Genomic DNA, 14,908 nt, shown 5'->3' with positions numbered 1-14,908 from the left:
AGTGAAATATTTGTCAACTTATGAGGAATTAGGCATAAAAGATAAAGAAGAAGTCTTTAAATATTTTATGAAAAATTTAAAACATACTAATAGGACTTTTGAATTTTTTATTGATTGGGGGAAAGTTTTTTATAATATTAATAATATAGAAGTTGAGTTAAATATTTTGAATTATTTGATAGGTAAAGAAAACATAAATGATGAATTTAAAAAGTTAATAAAAAGGTATCCTGATATAGTTTCAATTATTCCTATTTTAATAGCCGTAAGAGAAAAAAATTTAGAAGTATTAGTAGATTTTAAAGAGGGAGAATGGAAATATAAGAAATATTCTTTTAAAAAGAAAAAACATTATTCAGATATGGAAATTGATGATATTGTAGAGTTTTGTGATAAGATAGGATTATTAAATCTTTTTGCTAATAAAAAAATAAAAAATATTGTTGATTATTGTATTGGATTAGAAGTAGGAATTGGAACTAATGGGAGAAAAAATAGAGGCGGAAAAATAATGGAAGATATTGTAGAGTGGTATGTTAAAAATGTGTGTGAAAATTTAAACTTAGAATATTTAACACAGGCTACAAAATCAAAAATTAAAAACAAATGGGATATTGACTTACCCGTAGATAAGTCATCAAGACAATATGATTTTGCTATTAACAATAGAGGAAGACTAGTATTAATAGAAACTAACTTTTTTTCAGGAGGAGGTTCTAAATTAAAGTCAGTAGCAGGAGAATTTAAATCATTAAATGATTTTTTAAAAGGTCATCATATTGTTGATAAATTTATTTGGATTACAGATGGTGTGGGATGGGAAACCGCTCAAAAACCATTAAAAGAGGCTTTTGAGAACAATGATTATATAATAAATACAAAAATGATAGTAAATGGAGCTTTAGATGAAATTATTAAATTATAGAGGTAAAATGTATGGCAAAAAAGATAGAATGTATTTTTTGTGGTAATAAATTATATAAAAAAGAATATTTAGAACATTTATATAATGAACATGTATATCAGTTTGAAGAAATAATAAATTACATAGTTGAACTTAACAATAAAGGATATTCAATAAAAGAAATTAAAGAATATGTGAATTTACCAGAGCAGTTTTTATTTAATAAGCTTGAAACTTTAAGAGAAGATGGAGGAATATATAGTATCAAGAAGCCATTAAGGATAGCAACATGGGAGCCAAAAGATTTTGCTTTAGAAGCAACAACTGTATGGAGTTTTCCAGATAGAGGGAAATGGGCTACACATAGCGGAAAATATAGAGGGAATTGGTCACCATATATACCAAGAAATATTATTCTTAGATATTCTCAAAAAAATGATATAATATTAGATCAGTTTTTAGGCAGTGGAACTACATTAATTGAAACAAAGCTTTTAGAAAGGAAGGGAATAGGAGTAGATATTAATCCTGAGGCAATAAAATTAGCAAAAGAAAATTTAAGATTTAATAAGAATAAAGAGTATGAACCAATAATTTATAATGCTGATTCTAGGAACTTAAATTTTATTAAAGACAATAGTATAGATCTAATTTGTACTCATCCTCCATATGCAAATATAATTAAATATAGTGAAGGGATAAAAGGAGATTTATCTCATTATGATATAGATGAATTTATTGAGGCAATGAAAGAAGTTGCAAAAGAATCATTTAGGGTATTAAAAGAAGATAAATACTGTGCAATATTAATAGGAGATACAAGAAAAAATAAACATATGGTTCCTTTAGGATTTAAAGTTATGCAAGAATTTTTAAATGCAGGATTTGTATTAAAAGAAACTATTATTAAAGAACAGCATAATTGTAAGGCTACAGGATTTTGGTATAAAAAAAGTATAGAATACAATTTTCTTTTAATTGCACATGAGTATTTGTTTGTGTTTAGAAAACCTAAAAAATAAGTTTGTAAGAAATAATTAATAATCTTATTATAAAATAATTTAAGATATAAAATGACTAGATTATAAATGTTATAGAGCTTATTGAATATAATCAAGATTATTCTAAATAAGAATCTTTTTATACTATTTAATTTTTATTATTGATTAGGGAATATTATAAAATTTTGTCAAATAAAAACTATTAATCACCAGTAGTGTAAAAAATTTGCATACTTATTCTAAGCTACTTTTGATGAGAACCGAAATTACTTATAAGGGATTGAAACAAAACGTTAATTCTCCTGTCTAAATAATTTCTGCAATTTTATATAACCTATCTACAAAAAACTTAAATTTCTTCTTATAAAAATCATTACTTAAAATTTTTATATTTATAACATTTCACTTAAGTTAACAACCCCTAAATTCAGAAAAATTTTATAATTAACTAGAAATATTAATAGAAAAATGTTAATATATAGACATAATTTACTTTAAATATGGTTTATATGACAAAATATTGATATAGACTTGTCGTGAGTATTGAAAAGGAGAAATACATCATGTTATGTAAAATTAAGTTTGTTTCAGATAAAAAAATTTCCCTTCCTTTTGGATATCAATATTATTTTCAAAGTATGTTATATAATTGGATTAATGAAAAAAGCTTTGCAGATTTTTTACATAATACAGGATATTCAATAGACAAAAGGAGTTATAAATTATTTTCATTTTCTAATGTCATAGAACGTCCTTTAAAGATTAATAGACATAGAAAAGAATTTGTATTTCCCAAAGAAATCAATTTTTATGTTTGCTCTATTAACAATAAATTTTTCAATCATATATTTAACTCAATTATTAGTCAATCTGAAGTAAGATTGGGGAAAAATACAGTATTTATTGAAAACATAGAATTTATACCCCAGATTATAGGAGAAAGAGAAGTTATAAAAACCCTAGCACCTGTTACAGTTTATAGTACACTTTATGGATTTGATGGAAAGAAAAAAACCTATTATTATTCGCCCAGGGAAAAAGAATTTAATGATTTAATTAGAAAAAATTTAATTCATAAATATCAAGCCTTAAATGGAGAATTACCAGAAAATGATGAATTTTGCATTATACAAAAAGGAAATACAGTAGAAAGAGTAATTCAATATAAAGGATTTATAATAAAAGGGTATATGGGGATCTTTGAGATAAAAGGTGCAAAAGAGCTTATGGATTTGGCATTTGCTACGGGATTAGGAGCTAAAAATAGTCAAGGATTTGGAATGATTATAAAAAAGGAGTGAAATAATATAAATGAAGATTTATTATGTTTGCAATATGCTCTTTAGAAATTAATTTTTTTAATTAATATTTTATATCTTTTTTTTGCACGTAATATTCTTTTGTTATTATTAGATTTTCTTAATATTTTATTAAGTATTTTTAGTACTTATTTACTTATTTTACTATCTCTATTCCTATTTTTAAATATATCTCTAAAATTTAATATTAAATCTTCTATATATTTTTAATATTTTTAGTTATTATTTCATATCATTATTTTTATAATAATAGCCTCTTTGATGATAAAGGCTATTATTTTTTTATATTTTTTCTATAATCATTTTATATTAAGCCTATAATATTTGAATATTCTAACAAAAAAATGTAGAATTAAAAGTATATATTATTATATTTTAGATTTATAGGAGGGGCTTATGAGTTCTATTGCTAATGCAATAAAGCTATATTTATTATTACAAAGCAAAGGTAAAATGAAAATAAAAGAAATATCTAGGGAGTTAGAAGTAGATGAAAGAACTGTTAGAAGATATAAAGATGAATTAGAACAAGCACATATTTATATAGAATCCAAAGCTGGGAAATATGGAGGATATTATTTGATAAATGACAATTATCTTATGGGACTTAATTTAAGTCATCAAGAATATTTATCACTTATGATGGTTTATGAGGAATTAAAAATGAGAGATCATATAGTATTAAAAGATTATAGTAGTGCCATTAATAAAATAAATTTAGTATATGATAATAAACAACGTGAAAATACAGAAAATAATTTTCAAAATTATACAGTAAAACAATTTAAATCTAATATTAATATATCTGAAGAACGGAAAAAATTAATGGATATTCATTCAGCAGTTTTGACTAGAAACAAAGTAAGAATTAAGTATAAATCTTTAAATTCAGGATTAAGTGAAAGAGTAGTGCATCCTTATGCAACAATACAATATAAAGGGGATTTATATTTTACAGGTTATTGTGAAAAAAGACAAAGAATATCTGATTTTAAATTATGTAGAATAAAAAGCTATAAAATTTTAAATGAAAAATTTTCTAAAGATGATTCTTTTGATTTAGAAGAGTATATGAAAAATTGTATTGGTATTTTTAAAGGAGAAAAAATCAAGATAAAATTACAAATATTTTATCCTATGGCTCAAATTGTTAAAGAAAAAATATTTGTTGATAATCAAAAAATAAGAGAAAATCAAAAAGAAAAATATATAATATATGAAGCCATAATGGAGGGAAAAGAAGAAATTAAAAGTTGGATTCTTAGTATGGGGAGATATGCAAAAGTATTAGAACCAAAATCCTTACAGGACGAAATTAAAGAAGAAATAGAAAAAATAAGAAATATGTATTAACCTGCATATATATGTCCAGGTATGGAGTTATAATAAAAAATGAAAGAAGTGAGATGAAGGGAGATGAAGTATTGAGATTAAAATTTGAGTTTATATTAACTAAAAATCAGTTACCTCTAGATTACAGAAGAATATTCATTTCATTTTTTAAAAAGGCTTTAGAAAATAATGATAAAAACTCAAAAGAAAAATACTATCATAATGCAGACCCAATAAAAAAAGCATTTACATTTTCAGTTTTATTAGATAAACCAAAATTTTACAAAGATTATATTGAACTTCAAGGGAATAAAGTTATTCTTAATTTTAGTACATATTCTTATGAAATAGGAATAGATTATTATAATTCAATCTTAAAAATGTTAAATTATGCATATCCACTTAAAAATGAAAACTATCTTATACTTAAAAATATAGTTCACATAAAAGATATAAATATTAAACAAGATACTATATTAATTAAAACATTATCTCCAATATTAATAAGAAAACATGATAGAAATAGCAATTTTGATGCCTATATAACTCCTTTTCAAGAAAACTTTACCGAAGAGATAAGAAAAAATCTTAAATTTAATATAGAAAAATTAGGATTAAATAATTTAAAAGAAGAAGTTGATTCTTTTGAGTTTATTGATATTGGTAAGGGAAAAGAAGTAAAAGTTCTTTTTTATAACCATAAGATATTAGGTAGTATAGGACAGTATCTAATAAAAGGAAGTCCTAAATTATTAGATTTTATTTTAAAAGCAGGAATAGGTTCTAGAACTAGTAGTGGATTTGGAATGGTTGAAATAGAGGGGGTGAGTAAGTGAATGAAATAAAAATTCAGCTAGGAGATTGGTTATATAATGCAGGAATAGTTGGTTTTGTAAATATATTACTTCATGCTAAAGATGAAGTTAAACTTAATGGACAAGAGGTTATTTTTAAAGAAGAAGTATTAGAAGGATTTGAAGAAAAGTATTTTAAATATTTTATTGATACATATAAAAATATTATGATTTATTCTAAATTGATTAATATATTAGATAATTTACTAAGTTTAGATTTGTCGCATAAACTATCTGATGAAAAAATAGAATCTATTAATAAAAATATTGATTATGTTAAGTCAAAATTACAAAATTCTGCTTATAAAGGTATTATTAAAAGTTCAGAACTTAAAGATTTAAAAAAAATTAATAAAAAGAATAAAAACTTGGATATAGAAAAATTTAATTTATTAAAGACTGAATTATTAGATAATGAAAAAGAAATTTTAAAATTAGAAATAAAAGGTTATTATGATCAAAAAGCAAAAATTAATAAAACACCAAATTCTATTATATCAAAATATCTTAATACAAATATGTTAGATATACCAAAATGTATTAAAGATATATTTAAATATTTTAAGAATAATAAATCTAAATATAATTGTAATTGTTTTGCTTGTAATAATAAAATTAATAATTTTAATATAAGGTTAAATTTTATAAATAATATTTATTTTGATGTAAATAGAAAACCATCACATATATGGAATTTTAATAATGATATAGGCATTTGTCCTATATGTAAATTAATATATTTTTGTATTCCAGCAGGGTTTACTTCTATTTATGATAAGGGAATATTTATTAATCAAAATAGAGATATAGAAAGCATAATAAAAGTTAATCAAAAGATAAAAATTGAAGTCATAGAAAATGATAATACTAATAATATTTTTAGAGTTTTTCAAACTATATTAGAAGAAATGAAAGAAGAAATTAATAAAATTAGTAAATATGAACTGGCAGATGTTCAAGTTGTTAGATATGAAAAAGATAGGTATAGATTTAATTTATTATCTAAACAGATGTTAAAAGTATTAAATAAATCTACAAAAGAATTAAATTCATTGATAAAAACATCATATAAAGAGTTTGATACATATTTCAATATATATGATGAAACTATGAAAAGATTACTTAATAAAGAAAATTTATTTTTACTTATACATAAGTTGATTGTTAGAAAACTTACTAAACCATCAGATTCACACTATCATGTAGGACATATAAATAACTTGCTTAAAATAAATAATAATTTTTTAGAGGGAGTTGTTGGAATGGAAGTCAAAGAAAAAGATATTTTAGAATTATCAAAGAATGCAGGATTTTATTTTAGAAAAGCCTACGAAGAAAAGAAAGCCGAAAATAAAATAAATGGTATAGCTTATAGACTTTTAAATGCATTAAAAACAAATAACCAACATATGTTTATGGATACACTTATAAATTGTTATTTATATATAAAGCAAGCAGTACCAAAAGTTTTTGTAGATGGTATGAAAAATGATTATGAATTTAAAAGTGTAGGATATGCTTTTGTAGCAGGAATGACTAATGAACCTAATAAAACAGATGAAAATAAATAGGAGGGATTTAGTTATGGATAATGTAAAATTAATGCCAAAAGGAGTAAGTATTTCAATAATTTTTGAAGCAGAAAGTGCCAATTATGGTGAAGGAGTAGGGAATGTATCCTCGCTAAAAAAGATGTCAAGGGGAAATGGAGAACAATATACATATATTTCAAGACAAGCTATAAGATATAACATCATTGAACAATTAGGAGAAAATTTAGCAGAAGTAAAATTAAAAAAGGATAATAAAAAGGAAGTGATTCAATTTGCACCAGAAAGTACGATAAGAGATTATCCAGAAATAGATTTTTTTGGATATATGAAGACTAAAAAAGGAGAAGAAAGTGCTACTAGATCAGCCAAAGTAAGATTATCCAATGCAGTGTCCTTAGAAACTTTTAAAGGGGATTTAGACTTTTTAACAAATAAAGGACTAGCAGATAGAATAAATAAAAATATGAATTTAGCTCAATCAGAAATACATAGATCTTATTATAGATATACCATTACAATTGACCTTGACCAAATAGGAATAGATGAACAAGATAATATTGAAATAGATAACTCAGAAAAAGCAAGGAGAGTTTGTAAGTTATTAGATACTATATCAGTTTTATATAGAGATATAAGAGGAAGAAGGGAAGATTTAAAACCATTATTTGCTATAGGCGGAGTGTACGATATTAAAAATCCAGTATTTCAAAATGCTTTAGAAGTTAAAAATAATAAGATACAGATTTCACTCATAGAAGGCGTTATGTATGATTTTATAAAAAAAGATACAATATGTGGGTTAGTAGAGGGTAAGTTTTCTAATGATAAAGAAATAAAAGAAAAGTTAAAAGCAGTTTCTATGCCTGAATTTTTCTCAAAGATAAAAGAGAAAGTTAGGGAGTATTATGAAGGCTGTTAGATTAAAATTAAATCAAGAACTTGTAAATTACAAAATTCCTACCAGTTTTCAATTAAAAGAAACTTACCCATTGCCCCCATATTCTACTGTAATAGGTATGATTCATAATTTATGCAAATACACAGAATATAAAGAAATGAAGATAAGCATACAAGGTAAATATCTTTCAAAAGTTAATGATTTATATACTAGATATGAATTTGGAAAATCATTTTTAGAAGATGATAGTAAAAGAAAAAAAAGATGCTTAATATGTTCGGAAATAAATAAAAAAAATGTCAAAATTTGTTCTAATTGTGGAAGTGAACAATTGGAAACACTAAAAATTATTAGGGGAGAATTAGAATCAAAGGGTATTATTTTCCCAAATATTCAAAAAACAAATTTAGTAAATAATGCAAAGTATTATACGGAAAAAGAATTTTCTAGTAAGAATAAAGAGGGATATATTAGTATAACTCGAGGAGTTGCAACAGCAGAACTTCTTACAGAAGTTGAACTTCTTATTCATATTATTCCAGAAGAACAGAATAGAATAGAAGAAATAAAAGAAGCATTTTTAAAACCTTGGGAATATCCTTCTCTAGGAAGAAGAGAAGATATTGTAGTGATTAAAGAAATAAAAGTAGTTGATATAATTGAAAAAGAACTAAAAAAGAGTATAAAAAATGATGAGTCATATTCAGCATACATACCTGTATATTTACTTAATTCCATAAAATTTGGAAATCAACAGCAAGGAATTGAATTTACAGGGACAAGATATAAAATCAATAAAAATTATAGTATAGAAACTATAGGGAAAGGTAGAAATAAGAAAGAATTTAGAAAATGGCATAAGGTTGATGTAATTTATGGGTCCAATATTTATGCTTTAAGAAAAAATAAATTTTTGTTAGACGAAGACGAATATTTAGTATTCCCAGCTTAAAAGGAGGGATTATTATTAATAATTACTTAGCAAAGTCCAATCCAATAGAAACCATCCAGGAACATACAGATAAATTATTAGAAAATTATAATATATTAAAAAACATATATCCTAATCTAGATATTAATTATGAGTTACTTAGATTTGCATGTATTTATCATGATTTTGGTAAGATGAATAAAAGATTTCAAGAAAAAATTCGAGCAAATATTGATGGAAAAAAAGGATATTTAAAAAACAAACTTGAAATTCCTCACGGAATTTTAAGTTTGCCTTTTATTAATTATGAATATTTAGAAGAGATAGGATTTACAGAAGAAGAAATTATTATATTATTTCAAGCTATAGCTTATCACCATGATAGAGAATTTGATTTTGATGAAGATGATTTGCAAAGAGAAATTGAGTTATTAAAAAATGAAAGTAAAGGATTTTATTATGATAAGGTAAAGGATTTTTATACTTTATATGACGAAATAGAACCAAGTTTTTTTTCGATTAATGATAGAACATATGAGGATAGTTTATTTTTTTATGATTATGTAAAGATAAAAGGACTTTTGAATCGATTAGATTATGCAGCAAGTGCGGGAATACCTGTAGAAATAGAAAATAATTTTTTAGTACGAGGATTAGAAAATTTAAAATGTAAACAACGTTGGGGAAATTGGAATAAACTACAGCAGTTTATGATTGATAATAGAAATAATAATGTGGTAGTAGTTGCTCAAACAGGTATGGGAAAAACGGAAGCAGGTCTTTTATGGATAGGAAATAATAAAGGATTTTTTACTTTACCTTTAAAAACAGCTATAAATGAAATTTATAATAGAATTACAGAAAAAATAGTAAATGATAGAGAGAAAGTAGGATTACTTCATTCAGAAACTATTTCTAAATATATGGAGTTAGAAGAAAAAATAGAAGAAGATTTAAATATAGATGAATATTATACCAAAACAAAACAGCTTTCTTTACCTATTACAGTTTGTACTTTAGACCAATTGTTTGATATTGTTTTTCGATACAGAGGTTTTGAAGCAAAATTAGCAACTCTTAGTTATTCTAAAATAGTAATAGATGAAGTTCAGATGTATTCTTCAGACCTTTTAGCTTATTTAATAGTAGGACTACATTATATAACAAAAGTAGGGGGAAAATTTGCAATATTAACAGCAACACTCCCAGGAATTGTGAAAGATTTATTAAAAAATGAAAATATTGAATATAAAGAACCAAAAACTCCTTTTATTAATGATGAATTAATAAGACATAGTATAAAAGTTGAAAATTCAGATATTAATGCAGATTTTATAGCTGAAAAATATAATAATAATAAAATTTTAGTAATTTGTAATACAGTAAAACGTGCAAGGGAGATATTCAGCCAATTAAAAGATAATGAGAAATTAAAACAAAGCAATACATCAATAAATTTATTGCATAGTAGATTTACTAGAAAAGATAGAAAACAAAAAGAACAGAATATAGTAAAATTTGGCGGGAAATTAAGCGAAGAAAAAGGAATTTGGGTTTCAACACAAGTGGTAGAAGCTTCATTAGATATAGATTTTGATATATTAATAACTGAATTATCTGATATAAGTGGCTTGTTGCAAAGAATGGGGAGATGCTATAGACATCGAGTATTTGATAAAGAAGGTTATAATTGTTTTGTTTTTGATGGAGGAGAAAAAACTTGCAGTGGAGTAGGAAAAGTTATTGATAAAGATATTTTTAATTTTTCTAAGGAAGCTATTAATAAAGTGGACGGGAAAATAAAAGAATCTGAAAAACTAAAAATGGTAGAAGAGGTTTACTCTACAGAAAAATTATTAAATACTGGCTATTATAAAGAGGTAGAAAAAAATATTAAATATATAAAAAGTATTATAGAGTATGAAAAAAGTAAAAAAGAAGTTGATTTTAGAAATATTGATAATATAACAATATTACCTAAATGTATTTATGTAAATAATAAAGAAGAAATAGATACCTTAATTACAAAATATACAGACGAAAAAGCAAGTAAAAAAGAAAAACAAAAATCCTGGATAAAGATTCAAGATTATCTTATTGATATACCAAGTTATGAAGTAAATAAAAAAACACCAGAAATTAAAGAATTATCAAAGCATAGAAAATTATTAATATATGATGGATTTGAATATGATAACATTCTAGGGTTAATAAAAAAAGAAGAAAATGATGAAATTGAAGAATTTGATAATCAAATATAAGGTGGTTATCGTGGAAAGAATAACGGGAACAATGATTAATTATTATTTTGTTTGTAAAAGAAAACTTTGGTATTTTATTCATGATATTCAAATGGAAAAAGAAAATGAAGATGTTCAAATAGGGAAATTAATAGATGAAAAAAGTTATTCAAGAGAAAAAAAGCATATAACAATTAATAATACCATTTCAGTTGATTTTATTGGCAAGTATAATATTCTGCATGAAGTTAAAAAAAGTAAAAGTATTGAAGAAGCAGGAGAATGGCAAATAAAATATTATATATATTATTTAAGAAAAAAAGGTGTAAATATACATAAAGGGATTATAGATTATCCGAAATTAAGACAAAGACAAGAAGTTTTTTTAGAAAAAGAAGACGAAATATATATTGAAAAAATTATTAAAGAAATAAAAGAACTTAAAGAGGGAACAATACCAAATCAGATTAGCAGTAAAATTTGTAAGAAGTGTGCTTATTATGAACTTTGCTATATTTGATAAATATTTTTCTTTATTTAATGTGGTGATTTTATGAAAAGAAATTATTATATATTTAAGAGTGGAGAAATTAAAAGAAAAGATAATAGCATTGAGGTAATTCTTTCAAACGGAGATAAAAAGTTGATTCCAGTTGAAGATGTAGATACACTATTTATTATGGGTGAAAATGTTTTAAATACTAAATTTATTAATTTTGCTTCACAAAAAGGAATAGTAATGCATTTTTTTAATTATTATGGATTTTATACAGGGTCATTTTATCCAAAAGATCAGTTGAATTCTGGAATGGTTTTAGTAAAACAAGTAGAACATTATTTAAATAAAAGAAAAAGAGTAATTTTAGCCAGAGAAATATTAAAATCTGGAGTTTATGGGATATATAGAAATTTAAGATATTATAATGAAAGGGGGCGGGATTTATCAGAGGAAATAAAAAATATAAATATATTAAGAGAGAAATTAGATAATCAAAATAAAATATCAGAATTAATGGGGATAGAAGGTAATATAAGAGAGATTTATTATAAAGCTTTTAATAAAATAGTCAATCAAGAAATAGACTTTGTTAAAAGGGTCAAAAGACCTCCAGATAATATGATAAATTCTATGATTTCCTTTGTAAATTCTTTAGTGTATACAGTTGTATTAAGCGAAATATATCATACACAATTAAGTCCATTGATTAGTTACTTACATGAACCTGGTAGCAGAAGATTTTCACTTAGTTTAGATATTGCTGAAATTTTTAAACCTTTAATAGGAGATAGATTAATATTTTCTTTATTAAATAAAAATCAAATTACAGAGAAAGACTTTGAAAAGAATTTAAATTTTTTATATCTAAAAGAAAGGGCAAGAAGAGTAATTTTACAAGAATATGATAATAAATTAAAATCTACAATAAGACATAAAACTCTTAAAAAAAATGTTTCTTATAGATATCTAATTAGGCTTGAAATGTATAAAATAGTAAAGCATTTACTAGAAGAAAAACAGTATAAAGGTTTTAAAATTTGGTGGTGAAAATATTGTATATAGTATTGGTATATGATATAAATATAGAAGAAAATTCAGGTCAAAAAGTGTTAAGAAATACTTTTAAAATTTGTAAGAAATATTTACATCACATACAAAATTCTGTTTTTGAGGGAGAAGTGACAAAAGTACAGCTAGAAAGGCTAAAATCGGAGCTGCAAGAATATATAAGGAAAGACAAAGATTCTGTAATAGTATTTAAAACAAGGGCAGATAGATGGCTTGAAAAAGAATTTTGGGCAAAAGAAGAAGATTTAACAAATAATTTTCTTTAAAAAAATTCTGTCGATGTCCTAGGGTTTTTACATTATTGAAGGTAGACAGAAAAAAATATAAATTCAGGTGTTTGAAACACCTTATTTTATTAGATTTTTTCATGGGTTTTAATTCGACCATAGTGGAATGTAAAAATATCAAGGCACCCGAAAAATTTTTATATTGTTTGTTTTAATTCGACCATAGTGGAATGTAAACCATAATAGTAAAAATACATTAGAAAATAATAATGTAGTTTTAATTCGACCATAGTGGAATGTAAACTTAACTGCTTATGCAGGAGGAACAATCACAGTAACGGTTTTAATTCGACCATAGTGGAATGTAAACTCATCACTATTCCCTATTAGTTTCATTAGACTCTGTGTTTTAATTCGACCATAGTGGAATGTAAACAAAAATTGTTTGCTTTACGATGAATTACATCGTATTCAGTTTTAATTCGACCATAGTGGAATGTAAACTCGTCTAGTAAAATTTGCAGTTTTGAATAACACTCTAGTTTTAATTCGACCATAGTGGAATGTAAACTTAGTAATAGTACAACTCAACCCGTCATCAGATAATAGTTTTAATTCGACCATAGTGGAATGTAAACTAAAACATGGGAAGTTAGCTTTGAAGTGACGGAGGTGTTTTAATTCGACCATAGTGGAATGTAAACTCCACAATGCTATCTGAATAGTCAAGACTATTCCCGCGTTTTAATTCGACCATAGTGGAATGTAAACTATAATTTATCACCTTAAACATAAAAATGGAAAATGTTTTAATTCGACCATAGTGGAATGTAAACCTAAAGTAAATGTTGCAGGTGAAGAAATGACAGTTGCGTTTTAATTCGACCATAGTGGAATGTAAACCAGCCACAATAGACAGTGTAACCACAGAGGGTTGCACGTTTTAATTCGACCATAGTGGAATGTAAACTTTTAATTTTTCCTAAAATATTGGGAAAATTTTAACGTTTTAATTCGACCATAGTGGAATGTAAACGCAACTCCATTTCAACTTGCCCATCTACAACGCTATCGTTTTAATTCGACCATAGTGGAATGTAAACTTTGTTGCTCCTGTAATAGTACAACTCAACCCGTCATCGTTTTAATTCGACCATAGTGGAATGTAAACATAATCAGTAGAATATTGTAATTCGACAAGAGTCCAGTTTTAATTCGACCATAGTGGAATGTAAACATAGATGAAGCAGATAATTTTACAGTAGAGGAAGGTGTTTTAATTCGACCATAGTGGAATGTAAATCTTGCTTGCACATAAAAAACAGGCTTAATTCTATCTGGTTTTAATTCGACCATAGTGGAATGTAAATTCAGATATGAAGGCTATTTCTACTAATGAATTTAAGTTTTAATTCGACCATAGTGGAATGTAAATTTCGCTGTAGACTCAATGATTACCATGGTTTCCGGGGGTTTTAATTCGACCATAGTGGAATGTAAATACATGAAAGTACAAGAAGAATATGAAAGCAGCAAAGTTTTAATTCGACCATAGTGGAATGTAAATGCAGATGAAATTACATGTGGTCAATTAATAAACATATTAAGTTTTAATTCGACCATAGTGGAATGTAAATTTGCACAAAAATATAAAATTGATTTAAATGGTGCAAGGTTTTAATTCGACCATAGTGGAATGTAAATGTGGTTTGTTTGGTAGTTTAGGCACTGCATTGGCAGGTTTTAATTCGACCATAGTGGAATGTAAATTTCTTTTGTCTTTTCTTTGCTAATAGGTTGTTGCGGTTTTAATTCGACCATAGTGGAATGTAAATTAATGAAAATAAAACAAAACGCCAATGATGATTTGGCAGTTTTAATTCGACCATAGTGGAATGTAAATATGGTATTAATTTTAAATATGCTATTGGCGGACAGTTAGTTTTAATTCGACCATAGTGGAATGTAAATCTCACTGAACTAAAAAAACTTGATGTTTATGATAATCTAAAATTACCCTAGTATAATAATTGAAAATTCCCCTAGAGGAATTATAAAATAACCCTATGAAATGTTTTCATA

The 14,908-nt window shown here is 24.9% G+C and carries 12 protein-coding genes and 1 CRISPR repeat array; all 12 genes read left to right on the top strand.

Annotated elements, in window-relative coordinates:
- The first annotated feature begins 1 nt into the window (after position 1).
- The 12 genes from OM90_RS10240 to cas2 all read left to right on the top strand — a co-directional run bounded on the left by OM90_RS10240 (position 2) and on the right by cas2 (position 12,865).
- Entirely contained in the window at positions 2-925 is a 924-nt protein-coding gene (locus OM90_RS10240; RefSeq protein WP_058486795.1) for a type II restriction endonuclease, read from the top strand.
- Positions 926-936: 11 nt separating this feature from the next.
- Complete coding sequence (locus tag OM90_RS10235) at positions 937-1,926, top strand: DNA methyltransferase (protein ID WP_084758031.1); 990 nt, start codon at positions 937-939, stop codon at positions 1,924-1,926.
- A gap of 542 nt (positions 1,927-2,468) precedes the next feature.
- Positions 2,469-3,206 (top strand): CRISPR-associated endoribonuclease Cas6, encoded by a 738-nt coding sequence (gene cas6, locus OM90_RS10230; protein ID WP_058486794.1) that lies wholly within the window; start codon positions 2,469-2,471, stop codon positions 3,204-3,206.
- Positions 3,207-3,620: 414 nt separating this feature from the next.
- On the top strand, positions 3,621-4,577 hold the full coding sequence (locus OM90_RS10225) for a helix-turn-helix transcriptional regulator (protein WP_058486793.1): 957 nt from the start codon (positions 3,621-3,623) through the stop codon (positions 4,575-4,577).
- Positions 4,578-4,648: 71 nt separating this feature from the next.
- Positions 4,649-5,392: a CRISPR-associated endoribonuclease Cas6 gene (gene cas6 / locus OM90_RS10220; RefSeq protein ID WP_058486792.1), complete on the top strand. Its 744-nt coding sequence runs from the start codon at positions 4,649-4,651 to the stop codon at positions 5,390-5,392.
- A complete protein-coding gene (gene cas8a1, locus OM90_RS10215) occupies positions 5,389-6,981 on the top strand; it encodes a type I-B CRISPR-associated protein Cas8b1/Cst1 (protein ID WP_058486791.1) in 1,593 nt (530 codons plus the stop codon). Before cas6 (OM90_RS10220) ends, cas8a1 begins: the two co-directional genes overlap by 4 nt.
- Before the next feature lie 13 nt (positions 6,982-6,994).
- On the top strand, positions 6,995-7,882 hold the full coding sequence (gene cas7i, locus OM90_RS10210) for a type I-B CRISPR-associated protein Cas7/Cst2/DevR (RefSeq protein WP_058486790.1): 888 nt from the start codon (positions 6,995-6,997) through the stop codon (positions 7,880-7,882).
- Complete coding sequence (gene cas5, locus OM90_RS13210) at positions 7,869-8,813, top strand: CRISPR-associated protein Cas5 (protein ID WP_058486789.1); 945 nt, start codon at positions 7,869-7,871, stop codon at positions 8,811-8,813. Before cas7i ends, cas5 begins: the two co-directional genes overlap by 14 nt.
- The gene (cas3, locus tag OM90_RS10200) at positions 8,771-11,053 is read left to right on the top strand and encodes a CRISPR-associated helicase Cas3' (RefSeq protein ID WP_330381863.1); all 2,283 of its coding nucleotides are present in this window, start codon (positions 8,771-8,773) and stop codon (positions 11,051-11,053) included. The genes cas5 and cas3 overlap by 43 nt, the downstream gene beginning before the upstream one ends.
- A gap of 10 nt (positions 11,054-11,063) precedes the next feature.
- Positions 11,064-11,552: a CRISPR-associated protein Cas4 gene (cas4, locus tag OM90_RS10195; protein ID WP_330381861.1), complete on the top strand. Its 489-nt coding sequence runs from the start codon at positions 11,064-11,066 to the stop codon at positions 11,550-11,552.
- A gap of 33 nt (positions 11,553-11,585) precedes the next feature.
- Positions 11,586-12,578: a type I-B CRISPR-associated endonuclease Cas1b gene (gene cas1b / locus OM90_RS10190; protein WP_058486786.1), complete on the top strand. Its 993-nt coding sequence runs from the start codon at positions 11,586-11,588 to the stop codon at positions 12,576-12,578.
- Positions 12,579-12,583: 5 nt separating this feature from the next.
- Positions 12,584-12,865 carry a CRISPR-associated endonuclease Cas2 gene (gene cas2, locus OM90_RS10185; RefSeq protein ID WP_058486785.1) on the top strand — a complete coding sequence of 94 codons (282 nt, stop codon included), beginning with the start codon at positions 12,584-12,586 and terminating at the stop codon, positions 12,863-12,865.
- 105 nt (positions 12,866-12,970) lie between these two features.
- A CRISPR array of direct repeats spans positions 12,971-14,797; the repeat unit is 30 nt; unit sequence GTTTTAATTCGACCATAGTGGAATGTAAAT.
- Positions 14,798-14,908: the final 111 nt, after the last annotated feature.

The organism is Defluviitalea phaphyphila (genome assembly GCF_001466305.1).
Taxonomy (GTDB): domain Bacteria; phylum Bacillota; class Clostridia; order Lachnospirales; family Defluviitaleaceae; genus Defluviitalea_A; species Defluviitalea_A phaphyphila.
The sequence above is the reverse complement of the archived record's forward strand: the minus strand, read 5'-3'. Positions and strand labels throughout refer to the sequence as shown.

What these genes read in the sequence shown, in the direction of transcription:
- OM90_RS10235 (WP_084758031.1), top strand. Translation starts at nt 937, where the DNA reads ATGGCAAAAAAGATAGAATGTATTTTTTGTGGTAATAAATTATATAAA.
- cas6 (WP_058486794.1), top strand. Translation starts at nt 2,469, where the DNA reads ATGTTATGTAAAATTAAGTTTGTTTCAGATAAAAAAATTTCCCTTCCT.
- OM90_RS10225 (WP_058486793.1), top strand. Translation starts at nt 3,621, where the DNA reads ATGAGTTCTATTGCTAATGCAATAAAGCTATATTTATTATTACAAAGC.
- cas7i (WP_058486790.1), top strand. Translation starts at nt 6,995, where the DNA reads ATGGATAATGTAAAATTAATGCCAAAAGGAGTAAGTATTTCAATAATT.
- cas5 (WP_058486789.1), top strand. Translation starts at nt 7,869, where the DNA reads ATGAAGGCTGTTAGATTAAAATTAAATCAAGAACTTGTAAATTACAAA.
- cas1b (WP_058486786.1), top strand. Translation starts at nt 11,586, where the DNA reads ATGAAAAGAAATTATTATATATTTAAGAGTGGAGAAATTAAAAGAAAA.